This window comes from Rhizobium indigoferae (assembly GCF_034554815.1).
Lineage (GTDB): Bacteria > Pseudomonadota > Alphaproteobacteria > Rhizobiales > Rhizobiaceae > Rhizobium > Rhizobium leguminosarum.
Genome location: NZ_CP140635.1, coordinates 3,763,317 through 3,780,807, shown reverse-complemented (window position 1 = coordinate 3,780,807; position 17,491 = coordinate 3,763,317). Strand labels below are relative to the sequence as shown.

Genomic DNA, 17,491 nt, shown 5'->3' with positions numbered 1-17,491 from the left:
CTTTCCCCATGCGGCATATCCGGTGCGCGGATATGCGATCTTCAGCGGCAAACTAAAAAAGCGGCGGCGAACCCATCGCCCCCGCCACAATGCATCTGAAAACGTCGAAAAAACGACGGAAACGCTCAGCGTGCAACCAGACCTTCGCGCTGGGCGCGCTTACGGGCCAGCTTGCGAACGCGACGAACGGCTTCGGCCTTCTCGCGAGCACGCTTCTGCGACGGCTTCTCGTAGTAGTCGCGCATCTTCATTTCGCGGAAAATGCCTTCGCGCTGCATCTTCTTCTTGAGAGCGCGGAGAGCCTGATCAACATTGTTATCGCGGACAAGTACCTGCACGAGAATCACGTTCCTTTGGTTGGTTGATGCCGGAGGCGGCGCAGCGGCCAGAGGCAAAACAATAACGTTCGCGCGGCCGGGGCCTTGCGATTGGTGATGCGAAATAGCAGATCGGGTACGGGAAGTCTAGACGGGATATGGGCGGCGGCGGAAAAATCACGCTTCGCCTGATATCCGGTCATGATCGGGCCGGTTCGGGCGCAGCTTCATCCAGCACGGCAATTGCCTCCTTGAGAGCGGTTCTGACCCGTAGGCGGTCGGCAGGCTCCAGCCGGCTCATATCCAGATGCAGGTCAAGGCCCGAGAGGTGCTCGCTGAGAACGCGGCTCTTGTGATCCGTACCGAGGGTCAGCCCATCCACCGCATAGGGCACGATCTCGCGCTGTATGCCCTTCATCGTGATCGGCGGCAAGGGATGGGCGTCGACGATTTCGTTCACCAGCGCATAGGTTTCGTAGCTGATGACGATCTCTCCTCCCTGGGCGATCGATTGCAGCCGGGCTGCGAGATTGGCCTCCGCCCCGATGATCGTATAGTCCATGCGGTCGCTGCTGCCGAAATTGCCGACGTTGCAATAACCGCTGTTGATTCCCATGCGGACGACGAAAGGCTCTTCGGTGCCGTTTCTGCGCCATCTGTCCTTGAGTTCGCCGAGACGGCGCTGCATGTCGACGGCCATGCGCAAACACGCTTTCGCGTCCTCCTCCGGCCCCTCGGTTTCGGGATCGCCGAAGAAGACCAGCATCGCGTCGCCGATGAACTTGTCCACCGTGCCGCCATGCTCCAGGGCAATGTTCGACATCTCGGTCAGATATTCGTTGAGCATCTCCGTCAGGGCTTCAGGCTGCAGACGCTCTGTGGTCGCCGTGAAATCCTTGATGTCGGAGAAGAAGATCGTCAGACGCTTGCGCTCGGTATGGACGACCACGTCCTTCTGCCCGGAGAATATGCTCTTGTAGATCTGCGGTGAGAGATAGCGCGAGATCTTCAGGGAAACGCTGGCGAGGAATTCGTTCGCCGCTTCCAGATCCCGGTTGGCGCTGTGGATGGTGCGCGTCTGCTGCCGCTGGAGCACAATGAAGCTGATGCCGATGAAGGCGACGAAAAGGAAATAGCAAAGCAGGTATTTGAAGGCGAAGACGTTGCTCGCATAGGGCTGCCGGATGATGACTTCCTGAATGCCGCGCACATCGCCCACCTTCCAATCGGTCTTCGGGCTTTCGGGATGGCTATTGTGGCAGGCAACGCAGGCCTGGCCCATGACGACAGGGGTGATGAGCCGCAAGGTATCGGTCAATCCGACACGGGTGAGGTCGTTCAGCGTCTGCTGCGGATTGGCGCGCAAGGCAGCGAGCGCATTCTTTTCGAAGTCGTCGAGCTCGTGGGATGCGCGGCTTTTGAACGGCAGGTCGGAGACGAAACGGTAGGTGATATTGGCCTGCTGCTCCTTGATGACGTCGCCGAGCTCCAGGGAAAGCGTGGCCGGCAGCGGGATGGCGCCTGGAATATTCGCATAATTGTGAGAGACGACCGTGCCCTCAGTCGTGCCGTTGGCGTGAGCGGCCAGAACGCGCCCCACGACATTCGTGGAATAATAGGAGCGGATGCTCGATATCAGCGAGCTCATATCGCGGGCCTGGCGGCGCAGGGTATTTCCCGAGAGATCGCTGATATCAAGCCAGACGGCGAGCGGCAGGCCTGCGAGCATTGCCAGCACGACGACAATCAGCCAATAGCCGCTGCGACGCGCGGCGGTTTCGGAAATCACGGCGACCTTCATTCTTCTCTCGAAAAAGCATCCGATTTTCGATCGTTACAAGAACATTTCGCCGCGCACCGGGCAAGGTCGAAGCCTCGTCGTCCAGCCAAAAGCCGGGTGAAAACTGGAGGCGTAGCCGTATTCATGGCGCTTCTCCGCCGCCCGGCGGAGGTGACCGAAAGGAGAGTGCCCCGGAACGTAGGTGCGAATGGCATTTGGATGGAAAGCGGCGTAGCCTGTCCGCCGGCAGGTGCGGGTCGCCCTGCCGGCCGTGGGAGGGGACACCCGGTGAGATCATGACGCGCGCGCAGCAAATCGGTGTCGTTCTCGGTCTGGCGATCGTGACTGCGCTTACGATCCTTCGAGCAAGTGATCCCGGGATCTTCAAGTTGATCCGCGGCGTGACCTTCGACGAGTATCAGCGGCTGGTTCCCAGGACCTTCGAGCCGATGCCGGTCCGCGTGATCGACATCGACGAGACTTCGCTGCACGAATTCGGCCAATGGCCATGGCCGCGGGACCGGATGGCGCTGCTGGTGGACCGGCTTTCGGAAATGGGCGCCTCGGCCATCGCCTTCGATATTCTCTTCGCCGAGCCGGACCGGCTGTCGCCGCGCAATGTCGTTCGCGAGGTCGCCGGGGTCGAGCCTTCCCTTGCCGAGAAACTGCCTGACAACGACGAGATATTCGCCCGTGCAATTGCCGAAAAGCCCGTCGTGCTCGGCTTTGGACTTTCCAACGAGGGCAATTACCGGCCGCCGGTCAAGGCGGGTTTCGCCTTCACCGGCGAAAGCCCCGTCTCGGCCCCCCCCTATCTCGGTGCTTCGACGCCGTTGCGGCCGCAGTTGGAAGCCAATGCGGCGGGGCTCGGTCATATCAGCCTCAATCCCGGCAATCCCTCGCCGGTGGTACGGGCGGTCCCACTGTTCCTGACCGACGGCGGGCAGCTCTATCCGAATCTCGCGATCGAAGCGCTGCGTGTCGCACAGGGGGCATCGACCTATGTGCTATCAGGCGCACCCGATCGCGCCGGCATCATGACATCGGTAAAGATCGGGGATTTCGTCGTGCCGCTGACGGCGGCGGGTGAGCTTTGGCTCTATGTCACCCCCGACCGGGCGGAGCGTTATATATCCGCCCGGCAGGTGCTTGCGGCCGAAGGGGCCTCTCCAGATGTCGCCGCCGCCGTCGCCGGCAGCATCGTCTTCGTCGGTACATCGGCGGCCGGCCTGCAGGACATCCGCGTCACCGCGCTCGGCGAGAACGTTCCCGGCGTTTCGCTGCATGCGCAGGCCGTCGAGCAGATCCTCTCGGGCCGCTTTCTCTCGCGGCCCGACTGGGCGGACGGGCTGGAAATCCTGATGATCGCCGTGCTCGGATGCCTGCTCGTCGGGGTGACGACCTTCGTCAGTCCGGCCGTCGCGCTAGCCTGCGGCCTGCTGATCACAGCCATGGCGCTGGTGGCGTCCTGGCTCTCGTTTCTTTATGCGGGGCTTCTCCTCGATCCCCTGGCTCCGATCATCAGCGGATCGATCACCCATTTCGCCTCGACCTCGTTCCGGATCCTGGTGATCGACCGGGAGCGGCGCGAGGTGCGGCGCGCCTTCGGGCATTATCTTTCCCCGTCGCTGCTCCATCGCATCGAGCATTCCCGCGACGCGTTGCGCCTCGGCGGAGACGATCGCGAGCTGACGGTCATGTTCGTCGATGTCAGGAGCTTTACCGAGATCAGCGAGCGGCTGGCGCCGACTGCCGTGGTCGCGTTCCTGAATACCTTGCTCGATGCGTTGAGCCGCCATGTGGTGGCCAATGAAGGCACGCTCGACAAGTTCATCGGCGATTCGATCATGGCGTTCTGGAATGCACCCGTCGATGTGGCGGATCATGAAATCAAGGCCGTTCGCGCAGCGCTTGCCATGCGTGAAACGCTGGCCGAACTGAACGCCGGCGACGCCTTCGGCTTCGGGCCTGGACAGCAAGTCGGCATCGGCATCGGCATCCATACCGGTCTCGCCTGTGTCGGCAACATGGGCGCCAAGACCCGCTTCAACTATTCGGCGGTCGGCGATGCCGTCAATGTCGCGGCGCGCCTGGAGTCGTGCTGCAAGGAGGTGGGCTTCGATATCCTCATATCAGACAGCACGGCGAGATCGGTGCAGGGAATGGCGCTGATCGAGGCCGGCGCCATCCCGCTCAAGGGAAAGAGTAGCCGAACGCAGATTCTCGCCGTTGTCGGCGACGAGCGCGTCGCAGCCTCCGCGGAGTTCGCCGCGCTTACGGTCGTTCACGAGCAGCTGACGCAGGCGCTGCATTCGCATTCGAAAAACACGCGCAAGCTTATCGGCACGGCAAAGCTCAGGGCGGCGCAGGTGATCGGCGGGCTGGCGGAATTCTACCAGCGGATATCCGGCAGAAGCGATCACTTCCGCGAGGTGCCGGATGGCTTCGAGAAGAGCGTCGCCGATTGACGGCATCAGCGGTTGCGATTGAAATTCCGGCCTCTGTCGTGGTTCCGGTCCCCATCACGATCGCGATCCTTGTCATGATCGCGGTCACGGTCACGATCTCGATGATGCCCTTTATCGTGATAGTCGTGATCATCGTGCTGATCGTGATGTTCATGCCGGCCACGGCCATCATGCTTGTCGGGTTTATCCGGTTTGTCGTGATGCGGCTTGTCAGGCTTGTCAGGCGTGGCCGGCCGCTCCTTCTGCGGCTCGGCCTGCCGCTGCGGCGGATCTTGCCTCTGCGGACTGGGTGCCGGCGCCGGATCGCGAGGAGGCGGGGGGCGGTTTCTGTCTTTTCTTTCCGGCGCGACGGAGGCCATATTGCAGCCGCCGAGCATGCCGATGCCGCCGGCAAGCCGCTGATTGCCGGAGAGGAAGGGGAGGGCGCGCTGATTTCCGAGCGTCTCGAGGATGCTGGGATCGACCCGGCGTGCTGCCGACATATCGCCGTTCGGCTTGGCCACCACGCAATCGCAGCGCTGCTGCAACTGCCGGCAGCCGCCCGGACCGCAGAAGCGGGCTGCGCCGTTCAGCAGCACGACGGCGGTCGTGCCATCCGGGCCGACGTAGAAATCGAAAGCGGTGCCGCGTACGCCGATCGTGCCGGCCGGCGTCAGGATCTGGTAGGCCGAAGAATTGGAAGTGCCGCTGACCCAGCGGAATGTACCCTTTGCCGCCCTGATGGTGAGTTTCTTGACCGATTGGGAATCATCGAAGACATATTTGTCGATGACGACCGACGAACCCCAGCCGACCGCAAGCTTCGTGCCGTCACGAAACAGGAACTGGCCAAGCCCGGATTGCGATGTCTTGATGCGCTCGTTGCGATGGACGCTGGTGTCGACCTCGATCGGGCCGCTCTGTCCCGTCACCTCTGTCTTGATGACGACAGCCTGGCCGACCGGCTCGGCGGCGGGTGCCGGCGATGCGCTGCTTAACGCGATGCAAAGCGTCGCGACTGATACTGAGCGCCAACCCCACATGATACACGTACCCCGGAACACGCGATTGTTAACATTTTAGCAATTGCTTGTCTTCTAACCCTATTGGGTTAGGTCGCCGGCCGACGGTTAGCGGAAATGCCGCGGCTTCTGTCTTCCGCTTGAAGCGGCATTCTCTTCGGCGTGTCGAAACCAAAGCTCTCGCGCGTCGCAAAAGAACCGTTGTGCCGCATTTGGATTTGCGATTTGTATGAGCGCGGAGAACAAGCCCTTTCCCGAAGGAGAAGAAGGCGGATGCGGAAATATTCGGTTTTTGCCGTGGCACGGGAGGCCCTTCGTGGCCACAAGGGTTGGGAGAAGCAGTGGACTTCGCCTGAGCCACGCGCCGAATACGACGTCGTCATCATCGGTGCCGGCGGCCACGGGCTGGGTGCTGCCTACTATCTCGCCAAGGAGCACGGCATCACCAATGTGGCGGTGATCGAGAAGGGTTGGCTCGGCGGCGGCAATACCGGGCGCAACACCACCATCATCCGCTCGAACTATCTCTACGAAGAGAGCATGCACATCTACGAGCATTCGATGAAGCTCTGGGAGGGGCTTTCCCAGGAGCTCAACTACAATGTGATGTATTCGCCGCGCGGCGTGATGATGCTCTCGCACAATATTCACGACCAGCAATCCTTCAAGCGGCATATCCATGCCAACCGGCTCTACGGCATCGACAATGAATGGCTGACACCGGAGCAGGCGAAGGCCTATTGTCCGCCGCTCGATATCTCGGCCAGCGCGCGCTACCCGATCAACGGGGCGGCACTGCAGCGGCGGGGCGGTACGGCGCGGCACGACGCCGTTGCCTGGGGTTATGCGCGGGCGGCTTCAGACCGCGGCGTGCACATCATTCAGAATTGCGAAGTGACCGGTATCCGGCGCGGTCCGGACGGACGGGTGACCGGGGTCGAGACCTCGCGTGGCTTCATCGGCGCCGGGAAGGTGGCGGTGTCGGCGGCTGGCCATACGACCACTGTCATGCAGATGGCTGGCGTGCGCGTGCCGCTGCAATCGAGCCCGCTACAGGCGCTGGTTTCCGAACCACTGAAGCCAATCTTTCCCTGCGTCGTCATGTCGAACACGGTGCATGCCTATATCTCCCAGTCCGACAAGGGAGAACTCGTCATCGGTGCCGGCACCGACCAGTATAATTCCTATTCCCAGACCGGCGGGCTGCAGATCATCACGCACACGCTCGACGCCATCTGCGAGCTCTTCCCGATGTTCCGGCGCGTCAAGATGATGCGGCAATGGGGCGGCATCGTCGACAATACGCCGGATCGTTCGGCGATCCAGTCGAAGACGCCGGTTCCCGGGCTCTACGTCAATTGCGGCTGGGGTACAGGCGGCTTCAAGGCGACGCCGGGCTCGGCCAATCTCTTCGCGCATCTGATTGCCCGCGACGAGCCGCACAAGTTCAATGCCGGCTTGACGCTGGACCGTTTCCGCAGCGGCCGGCTGATCGACGAAGCGGCAGCGGCGGCGGTGGCGCACTGATGTGGACGGCGGCTCTCCTCGCAATCGGGATCGACGGCGCGGCCATGCCGGCTGGTGACGTCTTTCCCGGCGCCGAGGATTTCCGCCTGCAGAAGATCCACAGGGCTGCCGGCGAAAGCGAGTGGCCCTTCGTCGCCGAGAGCGGCACGCTGCTTTGCGCGATGATCCTGCGCAAACCAGCCGTCTATTTCGTGCCTGAGGTCGGCGGAACGCCGGGACGTGCCTTCGTGATCGACAACGATATCGCCAAGATGGCTTTTGCGAATATCGGCATGACCGATGTGCTGGAGCCCTACGACAATTTCGAACAGCTTCTCAAGCGCCTCATTCCCTACGTGACGATGGGAAAGCGTCTCTGCAATCAACCTCCGGGAACCAATGTTTCCGGATCGGAACTCTAAGACGGGTAACACATGCTGCTGATCTATTGCCCCTACTGTCAGGAAGAGCGCTCCGAGCTCGAATTCCGTGGCGCAGGTGACGCGCATATCGCGCGGCCCACCGACATCGCCTCGATCTCGGACGAGGAATTCGAGGCCTATTTCTTCCTGCGCGACAATCCGAAGGGGCTGATCTTCGAACGCTGGCGGCACATTCACGGCTGCGGGCGCTTCTTCAATGCGGCGCGCGATACGGTGACCGACAAGTTCATCATGACCTACAAGGCGGGTCAGCCGAAGCCTGAGATCGGCGCGGCGGCCCAGCAGCATGGGCCCGTCGAAACATATGAAGCCGTGGAAGGAGAGGCGCAATGAGCGGCGTGAACCGTATCGCCGGCAAGGGGCGCCTGACACCGGCCAGAACCGCGCGCTTCAGCTTCGACGGCAAGAGCTATACGGCGCTCGAAGGTGATACCGTCGCCTCGGCGCTGATTGCCAACGGTGTGCATCTCGTCGGCCGTTCGTTCAAATATCACCGGGCCCGCGGTATTCTGTCTGCAGGGGCCGAAGAGCCGAACGCGCTGATCGACGTCGCACGCGATACGGCGCGCAAGCAGCCTAACGTGCGCGCCACCGTGCAGGAAGTTTTTGACGGCATGATCGTCAACTCGCAGAACCGCTGGCCCTCGCTTGCCTTCGATGTCGGCGCGGTCAACAATCTGATGTCGCCGTTCTTCGCCGCCGGCTTCTACTACAAGACATTCATGTGGCCGCGCGCCGCCTGGAAACACGTGTACGAACCGCTCATCCGTCGTGCCGCCGGCCTCGGCGTCGCGCCGACGGAGGAGGATCCGGACCATTATGCCAGCCGCTATGCCCATTGCGACGTGCTGGTGGTCGGCGCCGGCGTGGCCGGGCTTTCGGCGGCGCTGGCCGCCGCCGAGACCGGTGCCCGGGTGATGCTTTGCGACGAGCAGGCGGAAGCGGGCGGGGCGTTGCGTTATGATACCGGCGTGACGATCGACGGACAGGACGGCAATAGCTGGGCACAGAAGGCCGTGGCGCGGCTGGAGGCGATGGACAATGTCGAAGTGCTGGTCCGCACGACCGCTTTCGGCTACTACAACCACAATTTCGTCGGTCTTGCCGAGCGCGTCACCGATCATGTCGCCAAGCCTTCCCGTGATCTGCCGCGCGAGCGGCTTTGGCAGGTCCGAGCAAAGCGCGTGATCCTCGCCACCGGCGCGATCGAGCGTCACATGGTGTTTCCGAACAACGACCGGCCGGGCATCATGCTGGCCTCAGCGGGGCGGATGTATCTCAATCATTACGGCGTCGCGGTCGGGGCCAAGGTCGGCATCTACACGGCGCACGACTCGGCCTATGAGGCGGCCTTCGATCTGAAGCGGGCTGGTGTTTCGATCGCCGCCATCGTCGATAGCAGGCAGGCGCCGGGAGCGGCGGTGCTGGCCGAGGCCCGTGCACTCGGTATTGATGTTCTGGCCGGCCAATCGGTCGTCAACACGGCCGGGCGGCTGCGCATCTCCTCGATGACGGTGGCGCGCAACGGCGGAGGTTCGCCGCGCAAGATCACGGTCGATGCGCTGCTGGTTTCGGCCGGCTGGACGCCGTCGGTCCATCTCTTCTCGCAGTCGCGCGGCAAAGTGGCCTTCGATGCCGAAAGCCAGCGATTCCTGCCCGGCTCCTATGCCCAGGACTGCCTCTCGGTCGGCGCCTGCAACGGCACCGACGACCTGCAGCGGACGATCGAAGAGTCGCTTGCCGCCGGAGAGCTGATGGCGCAGGCCACCGGCAGAAGCAGCGGTGAGAAGATCGCAATTTCGGCCGAGCAAGCCTATGACTGGACGGGCGGCATGATCGGTGCTGCCGAAGGCGCCGGGCCGAAGACCAACGCCAAGGCCTTCATCGATTTCCAGCATGACGTCTGCGCCAAGGATATCCGCCTTGCCGTGCGCGAGGGCATGCATTCGATCGAGCATATCAAGCGTTTCACGACCAACGGCATGGCCTCGGACCAGGGCAAGCTCTCCAACATGCATGGCCTGGCGATTGCGGCCGAAATGCTCGGCAAGGAAATCCCGCAGGTCGGACTCACCACTTTCCGCGCGCCCTATACGCCGGTCACCTACGGTACGCTGATCGGCCATTCGCGCGGAGAACTGTTCGACCCGACACGCAAGACGCCGCTGCACGATTGGGAAGAAGCGCATGGCGCGGTCTTCGAGGATGTCGGCAACTGGAAGCGTGCCTGGTTCTATCCGAGTGCCGGCGAGAGCATGCACCAGGCGGTGGCTCGCGAATGCCGGACAGCACGCGAGGCGGCCGGTATCTTCGACGCCTCGACGCTCGGCAAGATCGAGGTGGTGGGGCCGGATGCGGCGGAATTCCTCAACCTGATCTACACCAATGCCTGGGACACGCTGAAGCCCGGCAAGGCCCGCTACGGCATCATGACTCGCGAGGATGGCTTCGTCTATGACGACGGTGTTGTCGGACGCCTGGCAAACGACCGTTTTCATGTGACGACGACGACCGGCGGCGCGCCGCGCGTTCTGCATCACATGGAAGATTACCTGCAGACGGAATTCCCGCATCTGAAGGTATGGCTGACCTCGGTGACCGAACAATGGGCTGTCATCGCCGTGCAGGGGCCGAAGGCGCGCGAGATCGTCGCGCCGCTGGTCGAAGGGCTCGATCTTTCGAACGAGGCATTCCCGCATATGAGCGTTGCCGAGTGCACGGTCTGCGGCGTGCCGGCGCGGCTCTTCCGCGTCTCCTTCACCGGCGAAACCGGTTTCGAAATCAATGTGCCGGCCGATTACGGCCAGTCGGTACTCGAAGCGGTCTGGGCCAATGCCGAACCGCTCGGCGCCTGCGTCTACGGCACGGAGACGATGCACGTTCTTCGCGCCGAGAAAGGCTACATCATCGTCGGGCAGGATACGGATGGGACCGTAACTCCCGATGATGCCGGACTTTCTTGGGCGGTTTCGAAGAAAAAGACGGATTTCGTCGGTATTCGCGGGTTGAAGCGGCCGGATCTCGTCAAGGACGGGCGCAAGCAGCTCGTCGGCCTCGTCACCAAGGACCCGAAGCTGGTGCTCGAAGAAGGCGCGCAGATTGTCGCAAGCCCGAACGAGCCGAAGCCGATGACCATGCTCGGCCACGTCACATCTGCCTATTGGTCGGAAAATTGCGGCAGGTCGATCGCCTTTGCGCTCGTCGCCGGCGGCCGGGCGCGGATGGGCGAGACGCTCTATGTACCGATGCCGGACAGGACGATCGCCGTCGAGGTGACGGATCTGGTGTTCTTTGACAAGGAAGGGGGCCGCATCCATGGCTGATGTCGCAATTCGCAAACCGGCGCTTGCCGGACGTCTCGGCGGCTCCGCAACGGTGCGGCTGACGACCGCTCCCACTGCCAGCCGGGTGGCGCTACGCGCGCCGGCGGAATCGCTCTCGGCACTTTCCTCGGCACTGGGCCTGACGTTGCCGGATGCCCCGAAGACATCCGGCCGGGCCGGCGCCCGATCGGCGCTCTGGATTGGGCCGGACGAGTGGCTGGTGATCGACGAGGCCAGTGCCGATCTGATGGCAACACTTTCGGGTGTCGGCACGCTGCATTCGGCGACCGACGTTTCCCACCGCAATCTCGCGATCATCGTCTCGGGACCGGGTGCTGAGGCGACGCTTTCGGCCGGCTGCCCGCAGGATCTGTCGCTTTCTTCCTTTCCGGTCGGGGCTGCATCGCGCACCGTTTTCGGCAAGGCGGAAATTGTGCTTTTCCGCACGGAAGAAGACACGTTCCGGGTGGAATGCTGGCGGTCGTTTTCGGATTATGTCTTCGGGCTGCTGAACGAGGCGGCTGAAGACGTGAGGCACTGAGCCTCAGCGAATCGCCGGCGTGCGCTCATTTAAGAGGTAAACGAATGCTGCACCATGCCTCGCTCGGCGTTTCCGATATCGAGCGGTCGGCGGCATTTTACGATGCTGCCCTTGCCGCGCTCGGTTATATCAGGGTCTGGGACGATATCAGGCCGGGGCAAACAGGGCAGGCAATCGGCTACGGCCTTCCCGGCGGCGGGGACAAACTGGCGATCAAGCATCGTCCGGACGGCCAGCGTGCGCCTGGCCCGGGTTTTCATCTGGCGTTTGCCGCGCCGAGCCGCCAGGCAGTCGATCAGTTTTATGCGGTGGCAATCGCGCAAGGCGGCAGTGACAATGGCCGTCCCGGCCTGCGGCCCCATTACGGTGAGCACTATTATGCGGCGTTCGTCATGGATCCCGACGGACACGCGCTCGAAGCCGTGTTCAATTCGGCCGAGTAACAAAAGCAGTTTTGCTCAAACGTCGTCGGGACGGTCCTTCGGGTCGAATTGGATGATGGTGATCCACTTTGCTGTCAGCGCCGGCTTCTTCTCGTTTTCGATCTCGATCGTGACGTCATAGGTGGTCATCAGCATGCCGGCGCCGCGGAAGCGGGCTTCGGCGAGCAGGAAGCGGCCGCGGACGCGGGCGCCGCTTTTCACCGGCGTCATGAAGCGGACGCGGTCGAAGCCGTAATTGATGCCGAGGGTCTGCTCGCGCACTTTCGGCAGACAGTTGTAGTTCATCGTCGACAGCAGAGACAGTGTCAGGAAGCCATGGGCGATGGTTCCTCCGAAGGGACTCTCGGCCGCCGCTCGCTCAGGATCGACGTGGATGAACTGATGGTCGTCAGTCGCCGACGCGAAGGCGTCGATCATCGTCTGGTCCACGGTAACCCAATCCGAAAGGCCCGTTTCCATACCGATCAATCCCCGCACGTCGGAGAGTGAAATTTCCGTGACCATGAATTCCTCGTGAAACAAGCCGCTGCGGCAAAGCCTTATCGTGCATTTGTGACGATTGCGACAACGATTTGGGTGAGGGAGGGGAGGCGGTCAATTTTCTACGAAAAAGGCGACGGAGCGTGGCTCGACGGTTACGGGGCCAGTAGTTTTCTTTGCTCCATCCGACGTCAACTGGCGCCAGCCCGGTTCGCCCGTAGAGGGAAGCGTGAAAAATTGGCGGTTCCCCGAGCGGTTGAAAAGCACGCCAAGCCGGGTCTGCCTGCCGCGCGCGGAGCGGTCGCCGGTCGATAGTAACATTCCGAGGGTGGAAAGCGACGGCGTCTCCCATTCGGCAACGGTCATCGGCTCGCCGGAAAGCGAAATCCATTCGACATCGCCATTTCCCGCCAGGAAGCCCATTTCGGAAAAGACGGTGAAGCGGCGACGCAACCCTACAACGAAGGCAGTATGGGCGATGAGACCCTCGTCCAACGCCTTCCAGTCCAGCCAGGTGATCTCGTTGTCCTGGCAATAGGCGTTGTTGTTGCCGTGCTGACTGCGGCCGCCCTCGTCGCCCGCCGTCAGCATGATGCTGCCGCGGGTGGCAAAAAGCGTCGATATCAGCGCCATCACATCATCCCGGCGACGCTTGCGGATCGTCGGGTAGACGGTTTCTCCCTCGACGCCGTTGTTCCAGGAGTGGTTCTCATTATGGCCGTCACGATTGTGTTCGCCGTTGGCGTCGTTGTGCTTTCCGGCATAGGAGACGAGATCGATCAGCGTGAAGCCGTCATGGGCGGCGAGGAAATTGACGCTGCGCGTTTCCTTGCCGTCGTTGCGGGAGAAAATGTCGGAGGAGCCGGCGAGTGCGGTTGCCAGCGAGCCGGTCTTCCAATCGTCTCCGCGCCAGTAGCAGCGCAGGTCGTCGCGAACCCGGTCGTTCCATTCAAGGAAGGGCAGCGGGAAATTGCCGAGCTGGTAACCGCCCGGGCCGATATCCCAGGGTTCGGCGATCATGATCCGGTCGGCCAGCACATCGTCGGCCAGGATCGCGGCAAGTGTTCCGCCGTCGCGCTCGAAGCCTGTCGCGGTGCGTCCGAGCACTGGGGCGAGATCGAAACGAAAACCGTCGATGCCGGCGTTGAGCACAAAGTGGCGCAGACTGTCAATGACGAGGCGGCGCACCTTAGGATGATCGCAGGCGAGCGTGTTGCCGGTGCCTGTGTCGTTGACGAGTTCGCCCGGCCAATTCTGGGCGTGGCGATAATAATGCAGGTTGTCGAGGCCGCGCAATGACAGCGTCGCGCCGTACCGGTCGCTCTCGCCGGTATGGTTGAAGACGAGGTCGAGGATGACGCCGATGCCTTCGACATGGAGAGCCGCGACGGTCTCGCGCAGCTCGGTCATGCCGCCGGGGACGAGCCGGGGATCGAGCGCCATGAAGGCAACGGGATTGTAGCCCCAGCCGTTGGCAAGGCCGAGCGGCGGCAGGTGGCGTTCATCGATCCAGGCGGTTATCGGCATCAGTTCGACGGCATCGACACCGATCCGCTTCAGATGCGCGATGACGGAGGGATGGGCAAGCGCTGCGACCGTGCCGCGCTGGGCCTCCGGCACATCGGGATGGAGAATGGTGAAGGGCCGCACCGCCACCTCATAGATAAAGCCGCCCGGTTTGAAGAGCGGCTTGCTGATCGCGGCTGGGGTATCGGTGGTGACGATCGCCTTCGGCATCAGATCTTGGCTGTCCTCGCCATAGATGCCGAGGCGGGGATCATAGCGGAACGGCCTATCGATCTCCTTGGCGTAGGGATCGATCAGCAGTTTGGAAGGATCGTACCAGAGGCCGTTATCAGGGGCGTAGATACCGTCGGCGCGATAGCCGTAGCGAGCCCCGGCCTTCAATCCGTCGACAAACAGACGATGGATGTGGTTGCTGTCGCGCGCCATCGGCAGGCGCGCGAATTCTCTGTTGCCGTCATCCTCGAAGAGGCAGAGTTCGATCTGTGCGGCATGATGCGACCACACGGCAAATTCGACGCCGGTCTCGAAGACGATCGCGCCGGCTTGCGCCGAACTGCTTCCCCGCATGTTCCCCCCGGATCAGGTGATCACGGTTGGCGCGTCGCGTCCCGTGCGTTCCCGAATGCTGGCAATGCTTTCGGCGGCCGCGATCAGATCGGCGAGCGCTTCCTGCGTTTCGATGTTGTGGCGAGTCGAATCCGGCTCGTAGCGCTCGATATAAACACGCAAGGTTGCGCCAGACGTGCCGGTGCCGGACAGACGGAAGACGACGCGGGAGCCGCCCTCGAAGAGCACGCGGATACCCTGATGTTCGCTCACCGATTTGTCGATCGGGTCGTGATAGGCGAAGTCGTCGGCCTTCTCGACCTTCAGGTTGCCGAAGCTCTTGCCGGGCAGGGTGGAAAGCTGGCTGCGCAGATTGTCCACCAGGCCGTTTGCGGCATCGGTGTCGAGGCCTTCGTAGTCGTGGCGTGAATAATAGTTGCGGCCGTAGGTCTGCCAGTGCTGGGTGACGATATCGGCGACGCTCTCGCCACGCACGGCAAGAATGTTCAGCCATAGCAGCACGGCCCAGAGGCCATCCTTTTCGCGGACGTGACTGGAGCCGGTACCGGAGCTTTCCTCACCACAGATCGTCGCCATGCCGGCGTCGAGCAGGTTGCCGAAGAACTTCCAGCCGGTCGGCGTTTCATACATGCCGATGCCGCGCTTTTCGGCGACACGGTCGGCAGCACCCGATGTCGGCATCGAGCGGGCGATGCCGGCAAGGCCGCCCGAATAGCCTGGGGCGAGATTGGCATTGGCGGCAAGGATCGCCAGGCTGTCGGAAGGGGTGACAAAGATGCCGCGGCCGATGATGAGGTTGCGGTCGCCGTCGCCGTCGGAAGCGGCGCCAAAATCGGGCGCGTCATCGCCCATCATCTCATCGAAGAGTTCCTTGCAGTGAACCGGGTTCGGATCGGGATGATGGCCGCCGAAATCCGGCAGCGGCATGAAGTTGCGCACCGAGCCCGAGGGAGCGCCGAGACGATTTTCGAAGATTTCCTTGGCATAGGGACCGGTGACGGCGCTCATCCCATCGAAGGCAATGCGGAAGCCGAGGCTGATCAGATTGCGGATGGCACCGAAATCGAACAGCTCTTCCATCAGCGCGGCATAGTCCTCGACCGGGTCGATGACCGAGAGGATCGTGCCGCCGGGAAGCTCGTCCTTGCCGATGCGGTCGAGATTGACGTCTGCGAAATCAGCAATCTTGTAGCTGTCGATCGTCTTGGAGCGCGCATAGATCGCGTCGGTGATCTTTTCCGGCGCCGGGCCGCCATTGTTGATGTTGTATTTGATGCCGAAGTCTTCGGTCGGTCCGCCGGGATTGTGGCTGGCGGAGAGGATGATGCCGCCGAAAGCCTTGTACTTGCGGATGATGTGGGAAGCGGCCGGCGTCGACAGGATGCCGCCCTTGCCGACCATGACCTTGCCGAAGCCATTGGCGGCGGCCATCTTGACCGCCTTCTGGATGACCTCGCGATTGTAGTAGCGTCCGTCGCCGCCGATGACGAGGCACTTGCCCTGATAGCCTTCCAGCGAATCGAAGATCGACTGGATGAAGTTCTCCGCATAGTTCGGCTGTTGGAAGACCGGAACCTTCTTGCGCAGGCCCGACGTGCCGGGCTTCTGGTCCAGATAGGGCGTGGTGGGGACGGACTTGATCATTTTAGTTCACATGCCTTTCGAGACGAGGCTTGAATAGAGGGCAGCGTAGCGTTCGGCGCTCTTCTCCCAGGAGACATCCGATTTCATGCCCTGCTTTTGCAATTGGGTCCAGAGTTTTCGGTCCTGATAAAAATGCATCGCACGGCGGATTGCCTGTAGCATGCCTGTTTCGGTTACGGGCGCAAATTGTATGCCGGTTGCGACTTTCGCCGCAAGTGCGGCGTGATTGGCGTCGATCACCGTGTCATTCAAACCGCCGGTGCGGGCGACGATCGGCACGCAGCCGTAACGCAGGCCGTAAAGCTGGGTCAGGCCGCAGGGTTCGAAGCGCGAGGGGATGATGATCGCATCGCAGCCGGCCTGCATCAGGTGCGACATCGGCTCGTTATAGCCGATCGAGACGCCGATGCGGCCGGGATGGCGGCTGGCGGAGGCGAGCAGCGCGCCTTCAAGTGCAGCTTCGCCGGAGCCGAGCACGACGAGCTTGCCGCCCATGGCGACGATCTCATCGGCGACATTGGCGACGATATCCATGCCCTTCTGCCAGGTGAGACGGCTGATGACACAGAAGATCGGGGCGTCGTCATTGTCGAGGCCGAAGAATTCGGCGATCGAGCGACGGTTCTCCTCGCGGTTCTTCAGCGTCGTCGGGCCGTAATGGGTGTGGACGACAGGATCGGTCGCCGGGTTCCAGATATCGGTGTCGATGCCGTTGACGATGCCATGCAGATCGTCGATGCGGCCGGCGATGACGCCCTCCAGCCCCATGCCGAATTCCGACGTCAGAATCTCATCGGCATAGGTCGGGCTGACCGTCGTGATCGCATGCGCAGTCTTGAGGCCGCCTTTGAGGAAGCCGACAGTGCCGTAATATTCGATGCTTTCGGTGGCGAAGGCATGGGCAGGCAGGCGCAGGCCGGGAAAGATCTCGGAACCGAACTGGCCCTGGAAGGCGATGTTGTGGACGGTCAGCACGCTCGGAAGTTCCAGCGTCGGATAATAGCGCATATAAACCGACGTCAGCGCCGCCTGCCAGTCGTGGGTGTGGACGAGATCCGGCCGCCAGCCGGGCAGCAGGCCGGCGGCGATCTCGGAGGCAGCGAGCGACAGGGCGGCGAACCGACGCCAGTTATCGGGATAGTCCTTGCCGAGCGGATCGAGATAGGGCCCGCCCGGCCTGTCGTAATAGGCCGGCGCATCGAGGACGAGCACATCGAGGCCCTCGTGCTGGACCTCGAGCACGGTCGCCCGCTCACCGAGCAGGTCGGGGAATTCGAGCCTGACGACCGGGTCGCGAATGACCTTCATGACGGCGGGATAGCCGGGCAGAAGGGTCTTGGTCTCGACCCCGAAGGCTTTCAGAGCAATCGGCAGGGCGCCGGACACATCGGCCAGACCCCCTGTCTTGATCAAAGGGAAGACTTCGGACGAAACCGAAAGAACTTTCATAA

General features: G+C 62.4%; 14 protein-coding genes. 7 read left to right on the top strand and 7 right to left on the bottom strand.

The annotated features are described in order from the left end of the window. Positions 1-125 precede the first annotated feature (125 nt). Together rpsU and U5G49_RS18745 are read right to left on the bottom strand one after the other, a co-directional pair. Positions 126-338 (bottom strand): 30S ribosomal protein S21, encoded by a 213-nt coding sequence (gene rpsU / locus U5G49_RS18750; RefSeq protein WP_003585885.1) that lies wholly within the window; start codon positions 336-338, stop codon positions 126-128. Between the two features lie 178 nt (positions 339-516). Then, on the bottom strand, positions 517-2,118 hold the full coding sequence (locus tag U5G49_RS18745; RefSeq protein WP_193444312.1) for an adenylate/guanylate cyclase domain-containing protein: 1,602 nt from the start codon (positions 2,116-2,118) through the stop codon (positions 517-519). A 275-nt stretch (positions 2,119-2,393) separates the two neighbouring features. On the opposite strand from U5G49_RS18745, the gene U5G49_RS18740 reads away from it, so the two are divergent. Continuing rightward, entirely contained in the window at positions 2,394-4,565 is a 2,172-nt protein-coding gene (locus U5G49_RS18740; protein WP_193444311.1) for a CHASE2 domain-containing protein, read from the top strand. A 5-nt stretch (positions 4,566-4,570) separates the two neighbouring features. Here the strand turns inward: U5G49_RS18740 and U5G49_RS18735 are convergent, their stop codons facing one another. Beyond that, the gene (locus tag U5G49_RS18735) at positions 4,571-5,587 is read right to left on the bottom strand and encodes a FecR family protein (protein ID WP_193444310.1); all 1,017 of its coding nucleotides are present in this window, start codon (positions 5,585-5,587) and stop codon (positions 4,571-4,573) included. Between the two features lie 252 nt (positions 5,588-5,839). Here U5G49_RS18735 and U5G49_RS18730 point away from each other — a divergent pair, with 252 nt between their 5' ends. The 6 genes from U5G49_RS18730 to U5G49_RS18705 are packed head-to-tail and all read left to right on the top strand — an operon-like array spanning position 5,840 to position 11,822. Further along, positions 5,840-7,093: a sarcosine oxidase subunit beta family protein gene (locus U5G49_RS18730; RefSeq protein ID WP_193444309.1), complete on the top strand. Its 1,254-nt coding sequence runs from the start codon at positions 5,840-5,842 to the stop codon at positions 7,091-7,093. Continuing rightward, positions 7,093-7,494 (top strand): hypothetical protein, encoded by a 402-nt coding sequence (locus U5G49_RS18725; RefSeq protein ID WP_018243576.1) that lies wholly within the window; start codon positions 7,093-7,095, stop codon positions 7,492-7,494. Before U5G49_RS18730 ends, U5G49_RS18725 begins: the two co-directional genes overlap by 1 nt. A gap of 12 nt (positions 7,495-7,506) precedes the next feature. Then, positions 7,507-7,848, top strand: coding sequence for a sarcosine oxidase subunit delta (locus U5G49_RS18720; protein ID WP_018243575.1), 342 nt, complete (start codon positions 7,507-7,509; stop codon positions 7,846-7,848). Beyond that, positions 7,845-10,838, top strand: coding sequence for a sarcosine oxidase subunit alpha (locus tag U5G49_RS18715; protein WP_193444308.1), 2,994 nt, complete (start codon positions 7,845-7,847; stop codon positions 10,836-10,838). Before U5G49_RS18720 ends, U5G49_RS18715 begins: the two co-directional genes overlap by 4 nt. Beyond that, positions 10,831-11,379, top strand: a complete 549-nt coding sequence (locus U5G49_RS18710; RefSeq protein WP_130653059.1) for a sarcosine oxidase subunit gamma — start codon at positions 10,831-10,833, stop codon at positions 11,377-11,379. The genes U5G49_RS18715 and U5G49_RS18710 overlap by 8 nt, the downstream gene beginning before the upstream one ends. A 44-nt stretch (positions 11,380-11,423) precedes the next feature. Next, positions 11,424-11,822, top strand: a complete 399-nt coding sequence (locus U5G49_RS18705; RefSeq protein ID WP_028733969.1) for a VOC family protein — start codon at positions 11,424-11,426, stop codon at positions 11,820-11,822. Positions 11,823-11,837: 15 nt separating this feature from the next. Here U5G49_RS18705 and U5G49_RS18700 read toward each other — a convergent pair whose 3' ends face one another. From U5G49_RS18700 to glgA, 4 genes are all read right to left on the bottom strand, one after another. Next, positions 11,838-12,326 (bottom strand): MaoC family dehydratase, encoded by a 489-nt coding sequence (locus U5G49_RS18700; protein WP_018446055.1) that lies wholly within the window; start codon positions 12,324-12,326, stop codon positions 11,838-11,840. A 90-nt stretch (positions 12,327-12,416) separates the two neighbouring features. Further along, complete coding sequence (gene glgX / locus U5G49_RS18695) at positions 12,417-14,396, bottom strand: glycogen debranching protein GlgX (protein WP_193444307.1); 1,980 nt, start codon at positions 14,394-14,396, stop codon at positions 12,417-12,419. Between the two features lie 12 nt (positions 14,397-14,408). Further along, positions 14,409-16,040, bottom strand: a complete 1,632-nt coding sequence (locus U5G49_RS18690) for an alpha-D-glucose phosphate-specific phosphoglucomutase (protein WP_018243570.1) — start codon at positions 16,038-16,040, stop codon at positions 14,409-14,411. A 6-nt stretch (positions 16,041-16,046) separates the two neighbouring features. Further along, positions 16,047-17,489, bottom strand: coding sequence for a glycogen synthase GlgA (gene glgA, locus U5G49_RS18685; RefSeq protein ID WP_193444306.1), 1,443 nt, complete (start codon positions 17,487-17,489; stop codon positions 16,047-16,049). Positions 17,490-17,491 lie beyond the last annotated feature (2 nt).

Bases quoted from the DNA above. Each gene is read 5' to 3' on its own strand.
- U5G49_RS18740 (WP_193444311.1), top strand. From the start codon at position 2,394: ATGACGCGCGCGCAGCAAATCGGTGTCGTTCTCGGTCTGGCGATCGTG.
- U5G49_RS18705 (WP_028733969.1), top strand. From the start codon at position 11,424: ATGCTGCACCATGCCTCGCTCGGCGTTTCCGATATCGAGCGGTCGGCG.
- U5G49_RS18715 (WP_193444308.1), top strand. From the start codon at position 7,845: ATGAGCGGCGTGAACCGTATCGCCGGCAAGGGGCGCCTGACACCGGCC.
- U5G49_RS18700 (WP_018446055.1), bottom strand. From the start codon at position 12,326: ATGGTCACGGAAATTTCACTCTCCGACGTGCGGGGATTGATCGGTATG.
- glgA (WP_193444306.1), bottom strand. From the start codon at position 17,489: ATGAAAGTTCTTTCGGTTTCGTCCGAAGTCTTCCCTTTGATCAAGACA.
- U5G49_RS18735 (WP_193444310.1), bottom strand. From the start codon at position 5,587: ATGTGGGGTTGGCGCTCAGTATCAGTCGCGACGCTTTGCATCGCGTTA.
- U5G49_RS18745 (WP_193444312.1), bottom strand. From the start codon at position 2,118: ATGAAGGTCGCCGTGATTTCCGAAACCGCCGCGCGTCGCAGCGGCTAT.
- U5G49_RS18690 (WP_018243570.1), bottom strand. From the start codon at position 16,040: ATGATCAAGTCCGTCCCCACCACGCCCTATCTGGACCAGAAGCCCGGC.
- U5G49_RS18730 (WP_193444309.1), top strand. From the start codon at position 5,840: ATGCGGAAATATTCGGTTTTTGCCGTGGCACGGGAGGCCCTTCGTGGC.
- U5G49_RS18725 (WP_018243576.1), top strand. From the start codon at position 7,093: ATGTGGACGGCGGCTCTCCTCGCAATCGGGATCGACGGCGCGGCCATG.
- U5G49_RS18720 (WP_018243575.1), top strand. From the start codon at position 7,507: ATGCTGCTGATCTATTGCCCCTACTGTCAGGAAGAGCGCTCCGAGCTC.
- glgX (WP_193444307.1), bottom strand. From the start codon at position 14,396: ATGCGGGGAAGCAGTTCGGCGCAAGCCGGCGCGATCGTCTTCGAGACC.
- U5G49_RS18710 (WP_130653059.1), top strand. From the start codon at position 10,831: ATGGCTGATGTCGCAATTCGCAAACCGGCGCTTGCCGGACGTCTCGGC.